General features: G+C 65.3%; 24 protein-coding genes. 14 read left to right on the top strand and 10 right to left on the bottom strand.

The annotated features are described in order from the left end of the window. Positions 1–212: 212 nt before the first annotated feature. Positions 213–920 (top strand): recombinase family protein, encoded by a 708-nt coding sequence (locus GGR47_RS16615; RefSeq protein ID WP_209308654.1) that lies wholly within the window; start codon positions 213–215, stop codon positions 918–920. Positions 921–944: 24 nt separating this feature from the next. On the opposite strand, the gene GGR47_RS16610 is transcribed toward GGR47_RS16615, so the two are convergent. The 8 genes from GGR47_RS16610 to cyoA all read right to left on the bottom strand — a co-directional run bounded on the left by GGR47_RS16610 (position 945) and on the right by cyoA (position 9,793). Continuing rightward, the gene (locus GGR47_RS16610; RefSeq protein WP_037447245.1) at positions 945–2,732 is read right to left on the bottom strand and encodes a sensor domain-containing diguanylate cyclase; all 1,788 of its coding nucleotides are present in this window, start codon (positions 2,730–2,732) and stop codon (positions 945–947) included. A 102-nt stretch (positions 2,733–2,834) separates the two neighbouring features. After that, the gene (locus GGR47_RS16605; protein WP_037447240.1) at positions 2,835–3,662 is read right to left on the bottom strand and encodes a universal stress protein; all 828 of its coding nucleotides are present in this window, start codon (positions 3,660–3,662) and stop codon (positions 2,835–2,837) included. A 16-nt stretch (positions 3,663–3,678) separates the two neighbouring features. Then, complete coding sequence (gene adhP, locus GGR47_RS16600; RefSeq protein WP_037447237.1) at positions 3,679–4,749, bottom strand: alcohol dehydrogenase AdhP; 1,071 nt, start codon at positions 4,747–4,749, stop codon at positions 3,679–3,681. Between the two features lie 107 nt (positions 4,750–4,856). Next, positions 4,857–5,522 (bottom strand): SURF1 family protein, encoded by a 666-nt coding sequence (locus tag GGR47_RS16595; protein WP_322788196.1) that lies wholly within the window; start codon positions 5,520–5,522, stop codon positions 4,857–4,859. Positions 5,523–5,589: 67 nt separating this feature from the next. Continuing rightward, a complete protein-coding gene (gene cyoD, locus GGR47_RS16590) occupies positions 5,590–5,970 on the bottom strand; it encodes a cytochrome o ubiquinol oxidase subunit IV (RefSeq protein WP_037447234.1) in 381 nt (126 codons plus the stop codon). Beyond that, positions 5,967–6,602 (bottom strand): cytochrome o ubiquinol oxidase subunit III, encoded by a 636-nt coding sequence (gene cyoC / locus GGR47_RS16585; protein ID WP_037447231.1) that lies wholly within the window; start codon positions 6,600–6,602, stop codon positions 5,967–5,969. The genes cyoD and cyoC overlap by 4 nt, the downstream gene beginning before the upstream one ends. 1 nt (position 6,603) lies before the next feature. Beyond that, positions 6,604–8,604, bottom strand: coding sequence for a cytochrome o ubiquinol oxidase subunit I (gene cyoB / locus GGR47_RS16580; protein ID WP_037447228.1), 2,001 nt, complete (start codon positions 8,602–8,604; stop codon positions 6,604–6,606). Between the two features lie 22 nt (positions 8,605–8,626). Beyond that, positions 8,627–9,793: a ubiquinol oxidase subunit II gene (cyoA, locus tag GGR47_RS16575; protein ID WP_037447463.1), complete on the bottom strand. Its 1,167-nt coding sequence runs from the start codon at positions 9,791–9,793 to the stop codon at positions 8,627–8,629. A gap of 129 nt (positions 9,794–9,922) precedes the next feature. On the opposite strand from cyoA, the gene GGR47_RS16570 reads away from it, so the two are divergent. The 4 genes from GGR47_RS16570 (at position 9,923) to hemN (ending at position 14,183) form a co-directional block, all read left to right on the top strand. Then, positions 9,923–11,254 carry an MFS transporter gene (locus tag GGR47_RS16570; RefSeq protein ID WP_037447225.1) on the top strand — a complete coding sequence of 444 codons (1,332 nt, stop codon included), beginning with the start codon at positions 9,923–9,925 and terminating at the stop codon, positions 11,252–11,254. Between the two features lie 27 nt (positions 11,255–11,281). Continuing rightward, entirely contained in the window at positions 11,282–11,959 is a 678-nt protein-coding gene (locus GGR47_RS16565; RefSeq protein WP_051749601.1) for an NAD(P)H-dependent oxidoreductase, read from the top strand. 22 nt (positions 11,960–11,981) lie between these two features. After that, positions 11,982–12,509, top strand: coding sequence for a hypothetical protein (locus tag GGR47_RS16560; protein WP_037447224.1), 528 nt, complete (start codon positions 11,982–11,984; stop codon positions 12,507–12,509). A 282-nt stretch (positions 12,510–12,791) separates the two neighbouring features. Then, positions 12,792–14,183, top strand: a complete 1,392-nt coding sequence (hemN, locus tag GGR47_RS16555; protein WP_307724545.1) for an oxygen-independent coproporphyrinogen III oxidase — start codon at positions 12,792–12,794, stop codon at positions 14,181–14,183. A 70-nt stretch (positions 14,184–14,253) separates the two neighbouring features. On the opposite strand, the gene GGR47_RS16550 is transcribed toward hemN, so the two are convergent. Further along, the gene (locus tag GGR47_RS16550) at positions 14,254–14,910 is read right to left on the bottom strand and encodes an OmpW/AlkL family protein (RefSeq protein WP_147035176.1); all 657 of its coding nucleotides are present in this window, start codon (positions 14,908–14,910) and stop codon (positions 14,254–14,256) included. A 139-nt stretch (positions 14,911–15,049) separates the two neighbouring features. Between GGR47_RS16550 and GGR47_RS16545 the strand changes: the two genes are divergently transcribed. The 8 genes from GGR47_RS16545 (at position 15,050) to GGR47_RS16510 (ending at position 20,932) form a co-directional block, all read left to right on the top strand. Continuing rightward, positions 15,050–15,745, top strand: coding sequence for a Crp/Fnr family transcriptional regulator (locus tag GGR47_RS16545; protein WP_239024935.1), 696 nt, complete (start codon positions 15,050–15,052; stop codon positions 15,743–15,745). Positions 15,746–15,817: 72 nt separating this feature from the next. Beyond that, positions 15,818–16,627: a universal stress protein gene (locus GGR47_RS16540; protein ID WP_037447218.1), complete on the top strand. Its 810-nt coding sequence runs from the start codon at positions 15,818–15,820 to the stop codon at positions 16,625–16,627. A gap of 68 nt (positions 16,628–16,695) precedes the next feature. After that, a complete protein-coding gene (locus tag GGR47_RS16535; RefSeq protein WP_037447215.1) occupies positions 16,696–17,142 on the top strand; it encodes an ion channel in 447 nt (148 codons plus the stop codon). Further along, a complete protein-coding gene (locus tag GGR47_RS16530) occupies positions 17,139–18,629 on the top strand; it encodes a PAS domain-containing sensor histidine kinase (protein WP_234703088.1) in 1,491 nt (496 codons plus the stop codon). Before GGR47_RS16535 ends, GGR47_RS16530 begins: the two co-directional genes overlap by 4 nt. Next, positions 18,626–19,258 (top strand): response regulator transcription factor, encoded by a 633-nt coding sequence (locus GGR47_RS16525; protein WP_037447212.1) that lies wholly within the window; start codon positions 18,626–18,628, stop codon positions 19,256–19,258. The genes GGR47_RS16530 and GGR47_RS16525 overlap by 4 nt, the downstream gene beginning before the upstream one ends. Positions 19,259–19,292: 34 nt before the next feature. Beyond that, the gene (locus tag GGR47_RS16520; RefSeq protein ID WP_037447209.1) at positions 19,293–19,655 is read left to right on the top strand and encodes a response regulator; all 363 of its coding nucleotides are present in this window, start codon (positions 19,293–19,295) and stop codon (positions 19,653–19,655) included. Positions 19,656–19,746: 91 nt separating this feature from the next. Beyond that, positions 19,747–20,652, top strand: coding sequence for a L,D-transpeptidase family protein (locus tag GGR47_RS16515; protein ID WP_164523927.1), 906 nt, complete (start codon positions 19,747–19,749; stop codon positions 20,650–20,652). Between the two features lie 91 nt (positions 20,653–20,743). Beyond that, on the top strand, positions 20,744–20,932 hold the full coding sequence (locus GGR47_RS16510; protein ID WP_037447206.1) for a hypothetical protein: 189 nt from the start codon (positions 20,744–20,746) through the stop codon (positions 20,930–20,932). A gap of 12 nt (positions 20,933–20,944) precedes the next feature. On the opposite strand, the gene GGR47_RS16505 is transcribed toward GGR47_RS16510, so the two are convergent. Further along, positions 20,945–21,928 (bottom strand): HWE histidine kinase domain-containing protein, encoded by a 984-nt coding sequence (locus GGR47_RS16505; protein ID WP_037447203.1) that lies wholly within the window; start codon positions 21,926–21,928, stop codon positions 20,945–20,947. A 279-nt stretch (positions 21,929–22,207) separates the two neighbouring features. Here GGR47_RS16505 and GGR47_RS16500 point away from each other — a divergent pair. Continuing rightward, on the top strand, positions 22,208–22,968 hold a 761-nt coding region (locus GGR47_RS16500; protein ID WP_183949600.1), incomplete at its 3' end, for an ISNCY family transposase.

The following is a 22,968-nucleotide window of genomic DNA, read 5'->3' as shown; positions in this document are numbered from 1 at the left end:
TGACCCAACTCTCGGATCATACCGGATATTGGCGCTGACGGATAGCGCGAAGCAGCGCACTTCAGCGCGTTTGGTGATCAGTCGTCGTTCATATCAGCGCCATTAGCTACTTAGACCTGGCTTGCTGAGCTAGGCTCGACAGGATCGGCGTTTGCTATTCCGAGCCGGTTGCCGCAGTGGTGGCTCACATGGGTGTACCGAACGGAGCCAGCATGACGAACCCGATCCGCGCTGCGCGCGTGTACCTGCGCGTAAGCACCGACGAGCAGGACCTGACCCGGCAGGAAGCAATTGTCACCGGTGCGCGCGCAGCAGGCTATTACGTCGCGGCGGTTTACCGCGAGAAGGCGTCGGGCGCGCGGCCTGATCGGCCAGAGCTCTTACGCATGGTTGCTGACCTGCAGCCGGGCGAGGTGGTGGTTGCGGAGAAGATCGACCGGATCAGCCGTCTGCCATTACCCGAAGCCGAACTGCTGGTGGCGACGATCCGGGCGAAGGGCGCGCGGCTAGCCGTGCCAGGCATCGTCGATCTGTCCGAGCTTGTCGCTGACAGCGCCGGTGTCGCGCGCATCGTGCTCGAAGCGGTGCAGGACATGCTGCTGCGCGTCGCGCTTCAGACCGCACGAGACGACTATGAGACCCGGCGCGAGCGCCAGCGAGAGGGCATCGAGCTCGCCAAGCGAGCAGGGCGGTACAACGGCCGTAAGCCGGATATCGCCTTGCACAGGCGCATTGTTGGGCTGCGGGAGACAGGGATGAGCATCGCGCGCACGGCCGAGCTGGCGGGATGCAGCATAGCGCAGGTGAAGCGCGTTACGGCGCTGCATCGGGCACGGACGGGCTCAGGAAAAGCTCATGCCGAGCCTCGGTCTGCGGAAACTGGCGGAGGTGATTTATCGGTGCGCTTTGAATCTGGGTGAGGTCGGCGTTGGATGCCACGCGATTCAAGCCGCTAACGAAAGCATGTTCCTTCCGGCATTCTTGGAACGGTACAGTGCCTGATCCGCTGCAATGAGCGCGCCTTCCAAATCACCGTCGTCCGGGATCGGAGCGAGACCGACACTTACGGTCGCGGCCACCTGCCTGCCATCCGGCAGGGCGAGCCGCTCGGCGGCGAACTGCAGTCTAATACGTTCGCACGCGGCGCGTGCCTCGGCCAGCCTCACATCTAAGTAGAGCACAGCGAACTCTTCCCCACCAAGGCGTGCGACTGCATCCGTGCCGCGGGTATTCGCTGTGAGCACAGAGGCGAAGGTTCGAAGTACATCATCGCCCGAGGCGTGACCGAACGTGTCGTTCACCGCCTTGAAGCGATCTATGTCGAAGAGGGCGAGGAACTGCTGCCCAGGTTTGCCTGCCTGCGCGAGCCGCTCCCTAGCGATCTCTAGGCCACGGCGATTTGGAAGACCGGTTAGCGCGTCTGTCGCAGCGGCGCGGGCGAGGTCGAGCTCGACCGCCTTGCGGCGCGAGACCTCCCGCACCACGTTCACGGTTCCGCTCGCCTGGCCATGCTCGTCCGAAATGGCGCAGGCATGGCTTTCGAACCATGCCATCTCTCCCGACGCCTTCATCGCCCGGAACTCGAAAATGATGGTCTGGTCCGGCGAAAGCATAGCGCGCCGGTGCGCGTCGACGATCTGCTCCACGTCCTCAGGAGAGACGATCTCACGCGCAAGTTTGCCGACTACTGCTTCGGGCGCAAAGCCGGCGATCTTCATCAGCGATGGAGATACGAAGCTGATCCGGCCGTCTGCAGTGACCGCCATGATGATGTCGCCACTGCGGTCGGTAATGATTTTGTGAAGGGCGGCTTGCTCCTGCACCTCCGAAAAAAGGATCTTCCGCCGCTTCAGCTCCGTCGCCGCGGGAAGCGCCATCAGCGTCGCGACGGCAAGGTAGAGTTCGATAAGCTGGATTCTGCCGCCCGCACTCAGCTCCGGCATCGCAACAGGTCCCAGCCCGCGAGCAGTGCATACCGAGCCGATGATCGTCAGCAATAGTAGCGCCAAGGCGGCGCCTAATCGGCCGAACCGGAAGACCATCAGCATCAACGGAAGCAGCGGCACGAACAGGAGCGGCAGCTGCGTCTGAGCGAAGACGAGCACCGCAACCGTGACGTGCAGCGTGGTTAGGGCCGCGAGCTCATAAAGCTCTCTCCGGCGCACTGCCTTGCTCCACGCCGTGACGTCCCCGCCGATTACCAGCTTGACGATCGGCATGACCGTCAGTGTGCCCAGCGAATGGGCGACGAACCAGTTGAACGCGTTGCGCCAAACAGGAAGGTCTGCGGCCCCATGCGCAAGAAGACCTGCCGGTAGCGCGGTCGCGGCCGGGACCGCGAGCCCAGCGACCAGGAGCAAAAGGCCGAGTTCGCGCAGGGACGTGAGGTGACGAGGCGTCGGCTCGACCCGCCGCATGAGCCAGGCGATCGCAGCCCCTTCCGCAACGCCGAGCAGGGCGAATGGAAGGGCCACCTGCAAGCCAAGTCCGTGGATGGTGGTCGCGAGGGCGCTTGCGATTGCACAGCCCACCAGCCTCAGCGTCCAGGAGCGCTCCGGACGATAACGGAGATCGACCGCCAGCAACGGCGTGGCGAACCATAGAAGGGCAACGCCGCCTCCCACGCGCGTGTAGGTGACAGCTACATAGGCTGCGATGAAATAGGCGATGGCGAGAAGTGACGCTTGCGCAAGCTCCTTCCTCAGTATTTGCAAGAGGGTCACGTTCGGCATGCGAGAGTGTTAGGATAAAGTGCTTAACGAATGTTAATCGCGCCTCGGGCGAAGACGTCGTCGCGCCAGTTTGTGCCTCATTGTCGACGCGAGGAAGTGTCTCTAACCAACAACCACGAGCGGCGTCTCGGTGCGCTCGAGCAGGTCGCCGGTGACCCCACCGAGCAGGATCTCGCGGATGCGGGAATGAGCGAACCCGCCGATCGCGATCAGATCGGCACCGATTTCTTGCGCATAGAGAGTCAGCGTCTCCGCCTCGCTCTTGTCGTCGTTGACGACCCAGTGCCCCTGAGCGTCGAAACCGTGCCGGAGCAGGTGTCGTTTGACTTCGGCGTGCGCCTCCTGCTCGCCCTCGCAAGCGTGCAGGGACGTGCCGACCGTCACGACATCGATCAGCGCGCCCGGGTCAGCCAACTGCACCAGCGTGTGCATGGCACGGGTTGCCTCAGGTCCGGCCTTCCACCCGAGCACTGCGCGACGGACAGGTTTGAGCGTCTGCTCTTCAGGCAGGATCAGCAGCGGGGTTCCGCTGGCCCGGATGAGCGTCTCTGCGACGCGTCTGCGCAGCCACGGGTTCGCCCAGGTCTCGCGCGCGCCGATCGCGATCAGGTCGGCCACCTGCCGCCTTCGTTTGAGATTGCCGGCAAGCCAGCCGATGTCGTCATGCAGGCCGAAGATCTCGGCCGATGACCCGGCGGCGGCGAGATGAGCGCGCACCCGTTCGACATTGGCCTGATCGTCGCCCATCAACACCCACTCAGGAACGTATAGCGTTCCGAACGGCGCGGTCCCTGGCGAGGCTGTCGGAGCGGGCGTGAGCGCGGCGACCTCCAGCGTCGCTTCACGAGCCGCCGCGAGCTCGGCAACCGTCTTCAGGAAGGTTTGTGCGTGATCGCCGTCATCGACGATGGCCAAGATGTCCTTGATCATCGGCTTTCTCCCCAGGTCAGGCGGCGGTCGCCAGGTCGGTCTCTTGCAGCGGTGCCGCCTGGGCATTGATGTCCAGCACCACGCGTCCTTCGATCGACCCTGTCCGCATGCGATCGAAAACGTCGTTGATGCGCTCCAACGGCGCTGTTTCGACCGTCGCGCGGACCTTGCCGAGTGCAGCGAAGTCGAGCGCTTCCTGCAGGTCGAGGCGGGTTCCCACGATGGAGCCGCGCACGGTGATGCCGTTCAGCACCGTGTCGAAGATCGACAGCGGGAAGTCGCCCGGTGGCAGGCCGGTCAGCGACATGGTCCCGCCCCGACGCACCATCCCAAGCCCCTGTGCGAAGGCGGTGGTAGAGACCGCGGTTACGAGCACGCCATGCGCGCCGCCGATCGCCCGCTTGACGAAGGCGACCGGGTCGCTGGTAGCCGCGTTCACGGTCAGCGCGGCCCCGAGCCGTTCGGCCAGCCGCAGCTTGGCATCGTCCACATCGACCGCGATCACGTGCAGGCCCATCGCGACCGCATATTGGACCGCCATATGGCCCAGGCCGCCGATGCCGGACACGACCATCCAGTCCCCCGGCTTGGTGTCGGTGACCTTCAGTCCCTTGTAGACCGTGACGCCGGCGCATAGCACCGGCGCAATCTCGGCGAAGCTCACCCGATCGGGGAGGTGCCCGACATAGCCGGCATCGGCGACCACGTAGTCGGCGAAGCTGCCGTTGACCGAGTAGCCGGTGTTCTGCTGGCTCTCGCACAGCGTTTCCCAGCCGCCCAGGCAATGCGGGCAGTGGCCGCATGCGGAGTACAGCCAGGGCACGCCGACGCGATCGCCCTCCTTGACGTGGATGACGCCGGACCCGGTGCCGACGACGGTTCCGACACCCTCGTGACCCGGGATGAACGGCGGCGCCGGCTTGACCGGCCAATCGCCATCGGCAGCGTGGAGATCGGTGTGACAGACTCCGCAGGCCGCGACCTGCACCAGAATCTGCCCGGGGCCGGGGCGGGGGACGGCCACTTCCTCAATCACCAGCGGCTCGCCGAATCCGCGCACGACCGCGGCCCTCATCGTCTTGTCCATCGTCGATCTCCGTTGTGCGCGAAGTATCTCGCCCAAACAGAGATGGCGCGGCATTGGGGATGTTACGGAGGCGGCGAACCGGCTGACCCGCCCCTTGGTCGCCGATCTCAGGCGCGGGTCCGTCGTACGATCACCAAGGCGACGAGGCACAGGCCGGCAAGCCCGAACCAGGTCAGCGCATAGACGAGGTGATTGTTCTGGAAGCGGATGACGGTAAGCCCGGCGCGCGGCCAAGCGTGCTTCGGCCGGGCATCGGCGTCGGCATCGATAAAGTATGGCGCCACGCGAACGAGCTGGCGCGCAGCCGCGATCGCCTGGACATCGCGGGAGAACCAGCGATCTGCCACGGGATCATTGCGGCGGAGAAAGGCACCACCAGGCTCCGACGTCCTGAGCAGACCCGTGACGGTCGCGTGCGCCGGGAGGTTGCGAGCCCGGGTGGCCTGCACCGCACGCTCCGGGGGGACATAGCCCCGGTTGACGAGCACGACGAAGCCGGTGTCGGTGCCTAGCGGCGTGAGCACCCAGAAGCCCGTGCCCAGGTCCGTCACCGCCCGCACCAGCGTCTCGCGGTCGTGGAGGAAGCGACCGCGCGCGACGACGTGCAGATAGGCGTGGCGCTCACGTTCGATCGATGGCCAAACGGCCGGAGGCGGCGCAGACACGGGCGATGCCTGCACGCGCGCGTCCACCGCTTCGATCAGCGCCAGCTTCCAGCTTCGGCGCTCGACCTGCCAGATGCCGAGCGCGCTGAAGAGGACGATACCGAACACGGCCAGGACCGTGAGGGCGGTGCGCTTGCGCCTACCCGGACGCGACCGCCCCATCACCAATCTCGCTTCAGCGAACCGGGCCGGTCATGCCGCCGGGCATCGGCATCATGTTGGTGTTAAGGTGGAACATGACCCACACCGACCCACCGATCGTCAGCACCACGATGACCGCGGTGAACAGGAACGCCAGCAGCGTCCAACCGCCCTCGGAGCGGGTGTCCAGGTGCAGGAAGCAGACGACATGGACGACGATCTGCACCAGCGCGAGCGCGAAGATCACCGCGGCGGTCCAGCCCGGCGCGGGCCCCTGCTGCGACATGACAAGCCAGAAGGGCACGACCGTGAGGATGATCGCCAGCAGCGAGCCGATCCGGTGGCCGCGGCGGCTGCCGTGACCCATCGTGTCGCCGTGCGCGTGGAGCGCGTGATCGTAGGGTTCGGTGCTCAACGGATCACTCCATACAGGTACACGAAGGTGAAAACGCCGATCCAGATGATGTCCAGGAAGTGCCAGAACATCGACAGGCAGATCAGCCGCCGCTTCATCGGCAGCGACAGGCCGTGCTGCCCGAGCTGGATCAGCATGACTGTGAGCCAGATCAGGCCTACCGCGACGTGGGCGCCGTGCGTGCCCACCAGCGTGAAGAAGGCCGATAGGAAGGCGCTGCGCTGCGGGCTCGCGCCTTCGGCGATCAGCTGCCCGAACTCGTAAAGCTCGATGCCGAGGAAGGCGAGGCCGAGCAGCCCCGTGATCGCCAGCCACGCCCGGGTCTGCCCGACCCGGCCGGCCTCCATGTGCGGCATGGCTTCGCCGAAGGTGATGGAGGAGGCAAGCAGCAGCGCGGTGTTGAGCGCGACGAGCTTAAGGTCGAAGATCTCGCGCGGGATCGGACCGCCGGCATAGCTGGTGCTCACCACGCCGAACATCGCGAACAGCGAGGCGAAGATGAGCGCATCGCTCATCAGGTAGATCCAGAAGCCCAGGATCGTGGCGCCGCCTCCGCCGTGATCATGGTCCTCCTGCTCGGCAAGGTGCCAGGTCGGGCTGGCCGCGCGAGGGTCGAGTGCGTGGTCCGTCATGTCAGGCTCCGGCGCCGAGCAGCAGCTGCTGCCGCTGGCTTTCTGTGCGGGACACCTCGTCCGCGGGGATGAAGTAATCGCGATTGAGATTGAAGGTGTGGCCGATGGCGACCGCCAGCAGGCCGGCGAAGCTGAGCGCGGCGAGCCACCACATGTACCAGACCATGCCGAAGCCGAGCGCCAGAGCGAGGCCGGAGAGGATGACGCCCGTGCCAGTGTTGCGCGGCATGTGGACCGGCCGGAAGCCGTCACGGGGCCGCTCGTACCCGCGTGCCTTCATGTCGTGCCAGGCGTCGAGCGCGTGGACCACCGGCGTGATCGCGAAGTTGTAGGCCGGCGGAGGCGAGCTGGTCGACCATTCCAACGTCCGGCCGTTCCACGGATCGCCGGTCGTGTCGCGGAGCTGCTCGCGCTTCAGGAACCCGACGAGGATGCTCATGACGAAGCCGAGGATGCCGACCAGGATGATGAGCGCGCCGATCGCCGCGATCACGAAGTAGGGCTGGATACTGGGGTCGTCGAAGTGGTTGACCCGGCGCGGCTCGCCCATCAGGCCGACAATGTAGATCGGCGTCCAGGCGACCCAGTAACCGATCACCCAGCCCCAGAAGGCGACCTTGCCCCAGAACTCGTCGAGCTTGAAGCCGAACGCCTTGGGGAACCAGTACACCATCGCCGCGAACAGGCCGAATACCACGCCGCCGATGATCGTGTTGTGGAAGTGCGCGACCAGGAACAGCGAGTTGTGGAAGACGAAGTCGGCGGGCGGGATCGCCAGCAGCACGCCGGTCATGCCGCCGACGACGAAGGTCAGCATGAAGGCGACCACCCACATCATCGGCAGCTCGAAGCGGACGTCTCCCTTGTACATGGTGAACAGCCAGTTGAAGACCTTGGCGCCCGTCGGGATCGAGATCACCATGGTGGCGATCCCGAAGAAGCTGTTGACGCTGGGGCCCGCGCCCATGGTGAAGAAGTGGTGCAGCCAGACCAGGTACGACAGGATGGTGATGACCACCGTGGCATAGACCATTGACGAGTAGCCGAAGAGCGGCTTGCCCGAGAAGGTGGAGGTGATCTCGGAATACATGCCGAACGCCGGCAGGATCAGAACGTATACCTCCGGGTGGCCCCAGATCCAAACCATGTTCCAATACATCATCGGCGCGCCGCCAAGGTCGTTGGTGAAGAACGCGGTGCCGATGTAGCGATCGAGCATCAGCAGGAAGAAGGCGGCGGTGAGCGCCGGGAAGATCGCGATCGCCAGCACGTTGGAGCAGAGCGCGGTCCAGACGAACACCGGCATTTTCATCATGGTCATGCCCGGCGCGCGCATCTTCACGACGGTGGCGACCATGTTGATGGCGCTGAGCGTCGTTCCGACGCCCGCGATCTGGAGCGCCCAGAGATAGTAGTCGACGCCGGTATCGGGACTGTACTGCAGCCCGGCGAGCGGCGCATAGGACAGCCAGCCGGTGCGCGCGAACTCGCCAACGAACAGCGAGATCATCACCAGCACCGCGCCCGCGACCGTGAGCCAGAAGCTAAGATTGTTGAGGAACGGGAAGGCCACGTCGCGCGCGCCGATCTGGAGCGGCATGACGTAGTTGATGATGCCCACCACTAGCGGGATCGCCACGAAGAAGATCATGATCGTTCCGTGCGCGGTGAAGATCTGATCATAATGGTGCGGCGGGAGGTATCCCTCGTTCGCGCCGAACGCGATCGCCTGCTGCGCGCGCATCATCAGCGCGTCGGCGAAGCCACGCAGCAGCATGACGATGCCTAGGATGATGTACATGATGCCGACCTTCTTGTGGTCGACGCTCGTGAACCATTCGGACCAGAGATAGCCCCACAGGCGATAGCGCGTGACCACACCGACGATGCCGAGCCCCAGCAGCGACACGACGATGAAGGTGCCGAACAGAATGGGCTCGTGAATCGGGAACGATTCAAACGTCAGCCGGCCGAAAATAGTCTTGAGGATGGAGTCGCTCATCGTGGTTCCGATCGCGCGGGGGTCAGGCCCGCACGGCGCCAGCGGCGCCGCGGAGGAAGGAGGGAAGGGCGGAAAGGTCGCGGTTGCGCTGGTCGCCCGGCTTCAGCTGGCCTGGAGCCTTCCCGGGCTTCGCCGGCTTGGTGACATTCGGGCCTGAGCCCTTGTCTTCGGGCGCCTTCTGGAGCGCGGGCGTGGGCTTTTCACCCATGATCGGCGCGGCGCCGCGGCCGGGCGGCATGCCGGCGCCCATGCGGTGATCGTGCGGGTTGCCGCCGGCACGCGCCATGTCGCGCGTCATCACGTCCATCATGCACGGCTTGCCTGCCTCGACGCAGCGGTTGACGATGCGATCGAACAGCTGCGGCTGCACGGCGGCGAAGCGCATCACCGGCACCTTCTCGCTCGGCTTCGCCAAGGCGACGAAACGCTCCGTGGGAAGCGAGCCGCCTTGCGCCTTCACTCCGGCCACCCAACGTGCGAAGTCTGCCGGCGACTGCCCGTGCATCTTGAAGCGCATGTTGGAGTAACCTGCGCCGGAATAGTTGGCGGAGTAGCCCTCGCTCGTTCCCGGCTTGTTCAGGACCGCATTCAGCTCGGAGCGCATGCCCGGCATGGCGTAAATCATGCCTGCCAGCGTCGGCACGTAGAAAGTGTTGAACTGATCGTTGGAGGTGATGGAGAAGCGCACCGGCACGTCCACCGGCAGAGCCAGCTCGTTCACCGTGGCGATGCCCTGCTCGGGATAGATGAACAACCACTTCCAATCGAGCGCGACAGCCTGGATCTCGAGCGGCTTGGTGCCGGCGGGCACCGGGCGGCCCGGCGAGATCCGCTCCAGCGGCCGGAAGGGATCGAGCAGGTGCGTGCTGGTCCAGGTCACGGCGCTCAGCGCAATGATGATCAGCAGCGGGCACGACCAGATCACCAGCTCCAGCGTGGTGGAGTGGGTGAAGCTCGGATCGTAGGTCTTGTTCGCGTTGCCGCGGCGGTACTTGCGCGCGAACACCACGGTCAGCACCATGACCGGCACGATGATGAGCAGCATGACGCCTGTAGAGAACAGGATCAGGTCGCGCTGCTGGACCGCGATGTCGCCGGTGGGGTTCATGACCACCATGTCGCAGCCGCCGAGCAGTGCCGGCAGCGCCAGCATCGCCAGACGCTGTGGCAGGCGCAGAGCGCGTCGCATGAGGTTGGATCCTGTCTTGAGCATGCCCGTCCGCTAACCGGCACGCCGCCCTCTCGACTTTGACAAAAGTCAAAGGTTCGCCGGTCGCCCGAGATTACGAGAAGACGTCAGATTGAAGGACTTGGAAGCATGGTAGCCAGCACCCTGGGCCCGGCGAACTCGACGGCACTTGAGCGAGACGCCAGCCTCATCAATGCCGAACGGCACGACGTTCGCCCGGGCGACATCGCCGTCGGCGTCATCATCGGCCGCTCGACCGAGTTCTTCGACTTCTTCGTCTACGCGATCGCGTCGGTGCTGGTGTTCCCAAGCCTGATCTTCCCCGACGTGAGCCCGGTGACGGGAACGCTCTACTCCTTCGCGATCTTCGCGCTGGCCTTTGTCGCGCGCCCGTTCGGCGCGATGGCGTTCCTGTGGCTGGATCGGAGGCACGGGCGAGGGGTCAAGCTGACGGTGGCCATGTTCCTGCTGGGCGGCTCGACCGCGGCCATGGCGTTCCTGCCTGGCCATGCGCAGGTCGGCTGGATCGCTGCGGCCCTGCTCGCGCTCTTCCGGATCGGGCAGGGGATCGCGCAGGGCGGCACATGGGACGGGCTGCCGGCGCTCCTGTCGCTGAACGCACCGGCCAACCGCCGCGGCTGGTTCGCCATGATCCCGCAGCTCGGCGCACCGATCGGCCTGTTCGTGGCCGCGGCCGTGTTCGCGTTCCTGCTCAACACGTTGAAGATGAGCGACTTCCTCGACTGGGGCTGGCGCTATCCCTTCTTCGTCGCCTTTGTTATCAACGTGGTCGCGCTGTTCGCCCGGCTTCGGCTCATCTCGACGCCCGAGTTCCAGGAGCTGTTCGAAAGCCGAGAGCTGCAGCCCTCGCCCGTTACCCAGATGTTCCGGGAGGAGGGGCGCACCGTGGTGCTCGGCGCCTTCGCCGCGCTCGCCAGCTTTGCGCTATTTCACCTCGTCACCGTCTTCCCGCTCTCCTGGGTGGTGCTGAATGGGGGCAGCGCTATCCGCTTCCTGACCATCGAAATGGTGGGTGCAGCCGTCGGACTCCTTGCGGTCACGGCTTCAGGGGCCATCGCCGACCGGATCGGCCGGCGGGTGCTGCTGGGCGTGTCGGCGGCGATGATCGGCGCGTACAGCGGGTTCGCACCGCAGCTCCTTGATCGCGGGCCGGCGGGCGAGTGGACCTACATGATCCTCGGTTTCGTCCTGCTCGGGCTGTCGTTCGGGCAATCGTCCGGCGCGACCAACGGCAGCTTCTCGCCCCGGCATCGCTACACGGGTGCAGGTACCACCGCGACGGCGGCCTGGTTCGTCGGTGCCGCCTTTGCACCGTTGGCGGCGCTGTTCCTCGCCAGCCGCTTCGGGCTGATCGCCGTGGGGGCGTACCTGCTGTCGGGCGCCGCCTGCACGCTGGGCGCGCTCGCGCTGAACCGTGACTGGGGCCGCAAGGCCGCCTGAGCCGGCCACCGCTACTGGAGTGAAGCCATGATGTTCCGTCACCTCGTTGTGCTCGCCAACCCGACGCCTGAAGGGTTCGACCACGCCATCGTCGATGCCTATCGGGAGGCGGTTGCAGCCAACCACCATAGCGTCGAGGTCCGCGATCTCTATGCATTGGGGTTCGACCCGGTGCTGCGCACCAGCGAGCGTCCGACTGAACCCGGCTGGTCGCCTGCAGCGGACGTCGCAGCCGAACTAGCCCATCTGGAGCGCTGCGACATTGTCGTCTTCGTCTACCCGATCTGGTTCGGCCTGCCGCCGGCCATGCTGAAGGGCTATGTCGAGCGTGTACTGGGGGCGGGCTACACCTTCCGCGATCTGCAGGCTGCTTCCGGGCAGTCGGTGGTCGCAGGAAAGCCACTTCTGTCGTTCAGCACGTCAGGCGCCTCGCTCCCCTGGCTCAACGAGCAGGGGCAGGTACTGTCGTTGAAAGAGGTGTTTGACGTCTATCTCTGGCGTGGACTGGGTATGGGACAGGCCGAGCACATTCGAATCGACTCCGTCGTGCCTGACATGGATGCCTCTTACGCCGGGGAGCAGTTGGAGCGGGTGCGCCAGGCCGCGGACAAGGCGTGCGCGATGCTCGCTGACGGTCGGTACCGCGCGCAGGCTCAGGCGGCGCTGCAGCGGCGTTCGCAAGAGGATAGCAGCCGGACGCAGTGACCAGAAAGCTGGAGGCTTTGCCGTGGAACAGCCTTTCTCGCAGGTGCTGCCCTTCGTGCGCAGGTCCAAGGTCATCGACGAGGTCGATGTTGGAGCTCTTTTGTCGGATCATGCCGACATCAGAGAAATGTGCGACCGGGTGGAAGCGCTCGCCGATCGCCTCCTGGAGGCACCGGACCATGACGAGCGTAGTGCGATCGCCGACCTGATCCAAAGCCGCTTCAGAAAGCATGTCGAGATCACCAGCAGGTTTCTCGACCGCGTGTTCGCGGGCGAACAGCTCCGCGTCGGGGCGGGTATGTTGCGACGCATCCTTCTTGAGCAGGTCGCGATCGGCATGCACGCGGAGGATGTCGGCGAGATGCTCCGAGAGAAGGGTGTCGACGACTCGCGAACAGACATGCTCAGCTACATGCTTCGCTGCCTGTTCGATGGTTGCCGGCGCTTGCTGGACTATGAAGAGCTGGCGTTCCTGTATCTGGGCGCTCGCCGATACACGCCGGGCGCAAGAATGACGCTGGAACAGGCGCTCGACGGAGCGTCCCACTAGGTTGCTGCCGCGAGCGCCGGCCGATGGAGGGCTCGCGGCCAATCACCATTTGTGGGCCAGGCCCCAATCAGGGATGCCGGCGTTCGCTGACGGTCACGAACATCATGGTCAGCATAAAAAGGCCCATGGCGCCTGCCGCGAGATACAGAAACCAGTCGTTCGGAAGATGGATCATCGTCGCCTCCTTTTGCTCGAGGCCTACGGGGTGCCGCGCTACTCGGCTGCTGCCGTTGACCAACCGCAAGGGCGTTGATCCGGCATTATACGTAGCGGCTCTGACATTTGACGATCGTCAAGGCGCAGGCAAATGTCGCCGGTCATCGCACGCTCATGACCGCTTACCATGCTGACCTCGCCGCGCTGAGTGTGCCACGCTACACCAGCTATCCAACCGCAGTTTCGTTCAGCGGGAAGGTGGGAGCTTCCGAACAACGGCAAGCGCTGGGAGCGCTGGCCGATGACGCAAAGCTCTCGCTCTACCTGCACGTTCCCTTTTGCGAGACGATCTGCTGGTACTGCGGGTGCAACACCGGTGCCGTCGGCCGCGCGAGCCGGGTCACCCGGTACGTCGAGGCGCTGCTAAGTGAGATTGAAACGGTAGCGCAGCTCGTCCGCGGCTGCGTCACCCATGTCCACTTCGGCGGCGGCAGCCCCAATGCCCTGCCGGCAGCCGAGTTCAGTAGGATCTGCGCGGCGCTTCAGCGATCGTTCCGGGTCGACCCTGCCGCCGAATGGGCTGCGGAACTCGATCCGCGTAGTCTCGACGCCGATTATGCCCGCACGCTGGCCGGCTGCGGTATCACGCGGGCCAGCCTCGGCGCCCAAACCTTTTCCCTGCGGATCCAGCAGCAGATCAACCGAGTACAGCCGTTCCGGGAGGTGGCGCTCCGCGCGGCCGAGCTGCGCGCGGCCGGTGTTGCCGCCATCAATCTCGACCTCATGTACGGACTGCCCGGCCAGACGCTGGATGACATCGCATGCACGCTTGCGCGGACGCGGTTGCTTGCACCCTCCCGTGTGGCGATGTTCGGCTACGCGCACATGCCCCGGATGCTGCCGCGCCAGCGCATGATCGACGACACGCTGCTGCCGAACGCGCATGCTCGCTTCACGCAGTCGCTGCTGGCTCATGAGATGCTCGAGGAGCAGGGTTTTGCCACAATCGGCTTCGACCACTACGCCAGGCCCGACGACCCGCTCGCCGAAGCCGCGGCGGCCGGTCGCCTCCGGCGCAACTTTCAGGGTTTCACGGATGACGACGCCGATGCCCTGATCGGCCTCGGTGCTTCCGCAATCAGTCAGGTGGGCAACGTCATCGTACAGAACGGGAAGCACCTCGGTCGGTATGTCGAAATGGTGAACTCCGGTGGGCTGGCCGGGGTCAAAGGCGTCACGCTACAGCCGACTGATCGTGCGCGCGGCTGGGTGATCGAGCGGCTGCTCTGCGACGGGCAGGTGGACCTGGACATCGCGCACCGGACGTTCGGCATTCGTGGACTGCTCGACCGAAGGGCTCATGATCGGCTGGAAGATCTTGTGCTGCGCGGCCTGGTGACGATCTCGGGCGCGACGCTCGCGCTGACCCCGGAGGGGAAGCCCTACGCCCGCCTGGTCGCTAGCGCGTTCGACGAGCACTCGGCGCTCAACGTCCAGCGGTTCAGCCGCGCAGTCTGATCTTCGGGCGCAAAAAAGCGGCCACGTCGGGGAACCGGCGTGGCCGCTGAGTTCGGCCGGAGAAAGGGCGTTAGAAGCGCATGCCGACGCCGACGCCGATTACCAGCGGATCGATGCTGACACGCACACGGTTCGTCCCCGCGGCGGTGGTCAGCCGGGCCGTGGTGTCAATGTCGATGTACTTGACGTCGACGTTCAGGAAGGTGCGAGGCCCGATGTCGACATCGACGCCCGCCTGCAGTGCGTAACCGGCGCTGTCGCTCATGCGCACCTTCGTCGACCCGAGCGCGCCTTCCAGTGCGTCGCTGGCATTCTCGGCATAGAAGACCGTGTAATTGACGCCGGCGCCCACATAGGGCCGGATCTTGCCGGTGGGCGCGAGATGGTATTGCAGGGTCAGCGTCGGCGGCAGCACCCACGTACTCGCAACCGTATCGATGGCGGCGATTGAGCCTCGCCCCGTCGCCTTGTGCTTCGTCGTGGCGACGATCAGCTCCGCGCCGATGTGGTCGGTCGCCATGTAGGTGAAATCAACCTCGGGCATCACGCTGTCGGTCACGCCCACCCGGCTGCCCGGAAGGCCGAAAACCTCACCGGAACTCTCCGTCGGCGACACCACGATGCCGCGGACGCGCACCAGCCAGTCGCCGGCGGCGGTCTGCGCCGCGGCCATGCCGGGAGTGAGCAATGCCGCGGTGAACAGGGCGGCGGTCAGGTAGGCGCGCATGGGAGACTCCTCGAAGTGAGCTCCGCGGCTAGTCCCTGATCTCCCGGTCTCGATTTGACCTGCGACAACCCGGGACCTTCGTACAATCCCTTATGCCCGAGGGCGCGGCAGCTCCTTATCGGCGGTGGGGAAGGGAAGTATGATGCAATTGGCCGCCGCTCAGTCGACACTCTCATCGCGTTGCATGGGCTGCGCTGCCCGCAGCCGTTCGCTCTGCAGCAACTTCTCGCCGGAGGCGGCACGCGAGTTCGACCGGCTCGCCCGCCCGATCACGCTCGCGCGCGGCGAGACGCTGGTCTGGGAGGATGACGACACGCTGCTCGTCGGCTTCGTCGTGTCCGGAGTCCTTAAGCTGACCGCGTCGCTCGCCGATGGACGCGAGCAGATTCTGGGACTTGCCGGCATGGGGGACGTGGTCGGCAGGCCGTTCGGTACACGGAGCAGCTATTCCGTCACAGCGCTCGGACAGACCCGGCTTTGCGTTTTGGGGCGACCGGCCTTCGAGCAGTTCGCCGCAACCCACCCGGAGGTCGAGCATGCACTGCTGCTGCGCGCCCTGGACGAGCTCGACAGGGCGCGTCGATGGATGCTGTTGCTCGGCCGCAAGTCGGCCGGTGAGCGGGTTGCCAGCCTGCTAGTCGAGTTTGCGGAACGATCGCCAGAGGACAACGTCGCGTTTCCCCTCACCCGACAGCAGATGGGCGACCTTCTGGGGCTCTCGCTCGAGACAGTCAGCCGCGAGCTGAGCAAGCTCAAGGCCAGAGGCCTGATCACCTTGTCGGTGAAGCATTTCCGCGTCGAGGACGAGGCGTGCCTTCGCCAGCGCGCGGCCTGACATCCGGAACATTGCGGATATTGGCGCCGCGGTCGCCCTCCTAGCATCGATCCAGGCTAGAGGAGGGAACCCATGAAGAACATCCTGCTGCTGATCCACGGCGATGAAGGACAGGAGGCCCGGTACCAGTCGGCTCTCGACGTTGCGCGCGCGGTGGGCGGGCATCTCACCTGTCTCGACCTGACGATCATCCCCGAGGTGATGGGCGACTATGTGGCGATGGGCGTCGGCGGCCTTCTGCTCGCCGAGGAGCAGGAGAGCGAGACCCTTCACGGTGTCCGGATGCGGGCGCGGCTCGAGCGCGAGGACGTCCCGTTCGACTGGACAGAGACGACCGGCTTTCTGTCGCAGACGATCGAAGCTCGGGCGCGAATGACGGACCTGATCGTGCTCAGCACGGACGAGGACGGCAAGCTTCTCCCGCGCATGCGGGACGTGATCGGCGATCTGCTGGTGCACACCGGCAAACCCGTGCTCGCCGTACCTCCGGCTTCTCGCAAGCTCGATGTGCGGGGTCGCGCGATCGTCGCTTGGGACGGCTCGCCGGACGCGGAGGCGGCGCTGACTGCGGCCATGCCGCTCCTGTCGCTCGCCCGCTGCGTCACGCTCTACTATGCCGACGACAAGTCGATGGACACGCCGATCGAGGATGCGGCCCGCTACCTCTCGCGGCATGGGATCGAACCCGTGATCAAGAGGGAGCCGATCGGCATCGACCGGGTGGACGTCGCGCTCCGGTGCGAAGCCGAAATGGGTCACTATGACCTGGTCGTCATGGGCGCTTATGGCCACGCTCGCACGATGGAGACGATCTTCGGTGGCGCGACGCAGGGCATGCTGAAGCGGTGCCGGGTACCCCTGCTGCTCGTCCACCACCGCTAAAGGATCAGGGAAGGACGAGAACGTCGCGGGCGGCAGTATCTCGCTGTCGCCCGTGACAACCGTCACCGATGCAGCTCCTCGTTGAACTTGCCGCGGCCACCATGCTGGTCGCCATCACGTGCGCGGTTCACCTGATGGGTATCGCCGCGCTGATGCTGCTGCTGCGCCTGCATCGGCGCCGGCGGCCGGCCGATGCGAGGCTGATATGGGAAGGCCTGGCTATCGTGGGCGCGGCGACCGGCCTCTTTGTCCTGCATGGCATAGAGATTTGGCTCTATGCCGGCTTCTATCTGTTCGTCGGAGCGTTGCCCTCTCTTGAAGCGGCCCTCTACTTCTCGACCGCGTCCTACACGACGGTCGGCTATGGCGATGTGGTCCTTGCGCCGGGATGGCGGGTGCTCGGCGCCATCGAAAGTGCGAACGGCATCATCCTGCTGGGCTGGTCAACCGCCTTCTTCGTCGCCATCGTGGGCCGCATCCGCTGGCTGGAATCCGAGATCGAGAACACGCAGTGATCAACGCCGAGACCACCCCCGCCGCGACCGCGGAGGACCTGGCGCTGTTCGTTGCGAGCGTGACCGACCGCGCCCTGTTGCTGGCGGCGCCCGACGGAACGCTGACCTATTGGGGCGAGGGAGCGGAGCGGCTGCTCGGCACGCCGAGGAGCGAAGCGGTCGGGCGCAGTATCGACGCCTTCTGGCCAGCGGCGAGCGGTCGATGGCCACAAGCCGGCGCAAGCATCACTGTTCGGCTGGAAGACTGGTGCAAGCGTGCGGACGGTTCGGAGTTCCTCGCCGATATCACGGTCGCGCCCGTGTTCGACGGCCAGAAGCTCCGCGGCTACGGACTGATGATCGCCGACGTCACGGGGCGGCGCGCGGCCGAGCACATGCTGGCCGAGAGCGAGGCGCATATGCGCTCGGTGCTCGCGACTGTGCCGGACGCCATGGTCGTGATCGACGAGCGGGGGCTGATCCAGTCGTTCAGCGCCGCGGCCGAGCGCCTGTTCGGCTACGGGGAAACAGAGGTCCTCGGCCGCAACGTCAGCCTGCTGATGCCCGGCGACCACCGGGCGCGGCACGATCGCTACATCGGTCATTATCTCGAGACCGGCGAGCGACGGATCATCGGCATCGGCCGCATCGTCGTCGGGCAGCGCAAGGACGGCACCGAGTTCCCGATGGAGCTGTCGGTCGGGGAGGCTCACGGCGCCAACGGCAGGATCTTCACCGGCTTCATCCGCGACCTGTCGGACCAGCAACGCGCCGAGTTGCGGTTGAAGGAGTTGCAGGGCGAGCTGATCCATGTTTCACGGTTGAGCGCGATGGGGACCATGGCCTCGACACTCGCGCACGAGCTGAACCAGCCGCTGACCGCGATCGCCAATTACCTGGAGGCGGCGCGTGACCTGCTGGACGCGGAGGATGCGCCCAGAGAGCTTCTGGCCGAGGCGGTCGGCGAGTCCGCCAACGAGGCGCTCCGCGCCGGCCGCATCGTGCGGCGGCTGCGCGAGTTCGTAGCCCGCGGCGAGACCGAGCGTCGCATCGAGCCTGTACCGTCCCTCATTGAGGATGCGATCCGGCTCGGGCTTACCGGCGCGCGCGAGCGCGGCGTGCGCAGTTTCGTGTCGCTCGACCCGGCGGCCAGTCATGTGCTCGCAGACCGCGTCCAGATCCAGCAGGTGCTCGTCAATCTGCTCCGCAATGCGGTGGAGGCGCTGGGCAACGGCGAGGTCAGCGACATCACGACGTCCACGATCCGCGACGGCGCTCATGTGCGTATCGGGATCACGGACACAGGCCCGGGGTTGGATCCAGCAATCGCACCACGGCTCTTTCAGGCCTTCACGTCGAGCAAGCAGGACGGCATGGGCCTGGGCCTGTCCATCTGCCGGACCATCGTGGAGGCGCATGGCGGACGCATCTGGGCGGAGCCCGGCACGGACAAGGGCGCGGCCTTCTACTTTACGCTACCGGCTGCGTCGGAAGGGGACGAGGTATGAGCGAGCGCCGGCTCGTCCATGTTGTCGATGATGAGGATGCCGTCCGCCGCTCGGTCGGCTTTCTGCTCCGCACCTCGGGCTTCGACGTGCAGAGCCATGCCTCGGGCGTAGCCTTCCTCAAGGAGGTCAAAGCGGCGGAGCCTGGGTGCGTGCTGCTCGACGTCCGCATGCCCGAGATCGACGGGCTTGAGGTCCAGCAGCAGATGGCGCAGCGCGGCGTCGGCTGGCCGGTGGTGATCCTGACCGGACATGGCGACGTGCCTATCGCCGTTCAGGCGATGAAGGCGGGCGCTGTCGACTTTCTGGAAAAGCCGTTCGACAAGGCGTCGCTGCTGCGCGCACTCGCCGCCGGTTTCGCGATCTTCGACCGGCATGATGCGGCCGCTGCCTCGGCGCAGGAGGCTGCCACGCGCATCGCCGCGCTGACGCCCCGCGAGCAGGACGTTCTGCGCGGGCTTGCCGATGGTCTGCCGAATAAAACTATCGCCTTCGATCTCGGCATTTCGCCCAGGACGGTCGAGGTGCACCGGGCCAATCTCATGACCAAGCTCGGTGTTCACAGCTTGTCCGAGGCGCTTCGGCTTGCCTTCGCGGCCGGCCTCGGAGGGGAAGCTCGTACATCTACGTAGAGCGTTGTCGCCATAACGAGGGCAGGGTGGCTCGATGGAACAGAACCCCCGAGCGCTCGCCGTCATCGTTGAGGACGACCAGGCCGTCCGCCGATCGTTACAGCTGCTGCTGCACTGGCGCGGGTATGACGTGCGCGCCTACGGCACGGCGCAGGCGAGCGTTGCGGGCGACGACCTCGCCTCCGTAGGCCTGCTGGTGGCGGACTACCAGCTGCCTGATGGGGATGGGATCGGCGTTCTCCGGGCGCTGCAGCGACGTGGCTGGTGCGGACGAGCCGTTCTGGTCACCGGACACCCCAGCGCCGGGCTGAAGGATGCGGCGCTCGCGAGCGGTTTCAATGCTGTTCTCGAAAAGCCGCTCCGCCGACACGAACTGCTCGGCGCGCTCTCACGCTGAGCGATCGCCCACGCGGCACGGGGTGATTTCGCGGTAGACTGAGGGAAGATACGGATAGGCCACGACCCGGCTTCGGTCGATGGTCCATTCCATGTTGTCTATTGCCTTCCTTCTTATGCTCGCGTCCGTGCCGGAAGCGCCTGCGCTGACCGCCGGCACCGTGGCGCAAGCTGCGGCGCGGCTTCGACCGGGCCAGTATCTCTGGGCCCCGCAGGTTGCACCCAGCGGTCCCATGATCATGGTCGTGAACCTCAGGACGCAGCGAGCGACGGTGTACCGCAACGGCATACCGATCGGCATCACCACGGTGTCGTCCGGTCGGCCCGGGCACGAGACACCGCCGGGCGTCTATACAATCCTGCAGAAGGAAGCGGACCACCGCTCCAACTTGTACAACAACGCGCCCATGCCGTTCATGCAACGCCTGACCTGGGACGGCATCGCGCTGCACGGCGGCGCTCTTCCTGGCTATCCGGCCTCCCACGGCTGCATCCGCCTGCCGGAGGCGTTCGCGCGCTTGCTCTTCGCCGAAAGCCGACTGGGCATGATGGTGGTCGTCACGCGGCTTGATACGATGCCGGTGATGGCGGCTACGGAAGCGGCGCCGCTCCTGCCTGATCGGATCGAGCCTACCCTCTGGAAGGCGGAGAAGAGAGGTGCCGCTGCCCTTTCGGTCGTAGTGAGCACGACTGATCGTGAGGTGCGGGTCATTCGCGACGGAAAGGAGATTGGGGCGGCGCCCGTGACGTTGACGGGCAACGTCACGGGCCCGGTCGCTTACCAGCGGCAGGTCGACGGCCGTTGGCTGCGCCTCGACCTGCCAGGCTCGGGGAGGGCCGTCGTACCCGATCTCGGGCCGGACGTGATCGGGGTCGATCCCGACTTTAGCGCCCGCGTGCTGGATGCAGCGGGTCCGGGGACCACTGTGGTGGTTACTCCAGATCGCCTTCGGCCAGAGCTATCCCTTACGTCAACCTTGATGACGGGGAACGAGTAGACCCCGCAATCAGGCAAACGTGACCGATCGTGGCCGCTCTTGGACCTGAGTGCTCCTGCCAGCGTTGATCGTTGCGGAAAGGAGAATTGAGATGAAAGAGGTCCATGATGAGGCCTCGGCAGCAACCGCGAACAACGGCGTCGTCGACGTGAGCGGTCCGGACGCAGTCAATGTGAGCCTCAAGCCTGCCGCAGCGCTCAAGACAGCGGAGCGGATCAGCAGCGCGGCAGTTGAGGCGCTCCTGGAGCAGACGAGCCAGGCATCGAAGGAACGCCACTAACAAATCAGACTTTCAGGTGGCGAGGCGCTCTAGTGGCGCATGGAGGGACCAGACGAGGCCGGACGGTAGCTCCTGTATCCCGCATTGCCCACCGAGACGACGCGGCGTTGCCACGCTTAGCAAGCGGTCGCTCCAAGCTGAAAGTGGTGCCCTCATCTGCGGTCCGTCGCGATCGGCCCATTGCAGCCATAAGTAAGACGCCTCGACATCGTTGGCGCTCCAGCTGATCTCGACGTAGCCATTCCTGCTGCTCAAGGCCCCGGTCCTGAATGAGTGAACGTGCAGCTCGTGAAGCGCCAGGCCAAGCGTCACCGCGGCGCCAGGACCGACCAGCACTGATGGACCAGTTACCTTGCAGCGCTTGTCACCGACAACGTTCATGAGGCGAGACACAAGGACCTGCAGATCCGTAGAATGCGATTGCGGCTGCAGGAGAAGATCGCCGATGCTGCTCAGCATCGCAGTCCGCGCGGCGAGATCCCGAGCCTTGTCGATCAAGGGTCGATCCTCGTCGAGAACTTGATTTGTTATCGCGGAGACGATCGCAAGGAGGTTGCGCAACTGGTGACGTGCGGTACTCGCGGAGACGTAATCAACGGATTGGGATAGGGCGACAGATGGCAAGCCCAAAGCCGGCGCCACTTGCGCAAGATCACCGCTGATCCGTACCTCGGAGCCGTCAACCAGCGACACAGTGGTCGTGGCCTCGACCCCCCGAACCTGCACGATAGCTTCAGGGTTGATCACGAGACGGGACCCGTCCGAAGCGACCAACTCACGAGAATGAGCATCAACCCTAAAAAGAGCTGAGCCGCTGGCACCGGCGCTCACGTCCTGTGTTAGCACTTGATCGCCGACACGATCGGCTTCGGCATGGTCCAGCGCTTCCGCCAGCTTGCAGGCAAACAGGCTTGATCCGTTTCCGTTATCGTCCAAAACATTCAGCGCTTGACGCGCCAGTGCAATTGACGTGAGTTCCGTCTCTCGATTGTTCATGCGGCTTAGCCCAGGACCACGCCAGCAGTGCGCTGTTCGCTCAAATTGGTGCTACCGCACAAGCATGTAGCGTGCAATCTGATGGGAACGGCGTCGCGATCTGTTCACTCATTGGCGCGCTCAGAGAAAACCTCATTTTACATAAGATATATTATCGGACTGGCGGATTGTAGACGCAACGTACAAATGGCACACTCCCGCAATTTAGAGAAGGCACAGCCGTTCTGAAGCGGGCCTCCGGTGCCATAACCATCCTCGGACATCGAGGATGTGTGAGCGATGACGGTGCTGACAATGAGTGCTGCCGAAGTGAGCCGGTTCGATACGCTGATGCGGCTCGACCGCGGTGAGATCCGGCCGGTCGATGCCATGGCGCTGCTGGGCCTGGAGCGCAGTCAGCTGTACCGCCTGCTCAAGCGCTTTCGACGAGACGGCGCGGCCGGCCTCGTGTCGCGCAAGCGCGGGCGACCGAGCAACAGGCGGTTCAGCGACGCTTTCCGCGACCAGGTCGTTGGTATCGTGCGCGAGCGCTATGCTGACTTCGGCCCGACGCTCGCGCGCGAGTATCTGGCCGAGCGGCACGGCATCCGAATCTCGTGCGAGACGCTGCGGCAGATGATGATGGCAGCGGGGCTGTGGAAGGACCGCGCAGCGCGCCGCCCTCGCCCGTACCAGCCGCGTTATCGGCGGGACTGCCGCGGCGAGCTGATCCAGGTCGACGGGTCCAAACACTGGTGGTTCGAGGACCGGGGCCCGCAATGCACGCTGCTGGTCTATATCGACGATGCGACCAGCGAGCTGATGCACCTGGAGATGGTGGAGAGCGAGAGCACCTTCTCGTATATGCGGGCGACGCGCAGCTATATCGAGCGCCATGGCAAACCCGTGGCCCTTTACTCCGACAAGCACAGCGCGTTTCGCAACAACACGGCCTCGGCGAACGGGGACGGCATGACCCATCTCGGGCGGGCGTTGCACGCGCTCAACATCGAGATCATCTGCGCCAACTCGCCGCAAGCCAAGGGGCGCGTCGAGCGCGC

The organism is Sphingomonas aquatilis, from assembly GCF_014196115.1.
GTDB classification, from domain to species: Bacteria; Pseudomonadota; Alphaproteobacteria; order Sphingomonadales; family Sphingomonadaceae; genus Sphingomonas; species Sphingomonas aquatilis.
The sequence above is the reverse complement of the archived record's forward strand: the minus strand, read 5'-3'. Positions and strand labels throughout refer to the sequence as shown.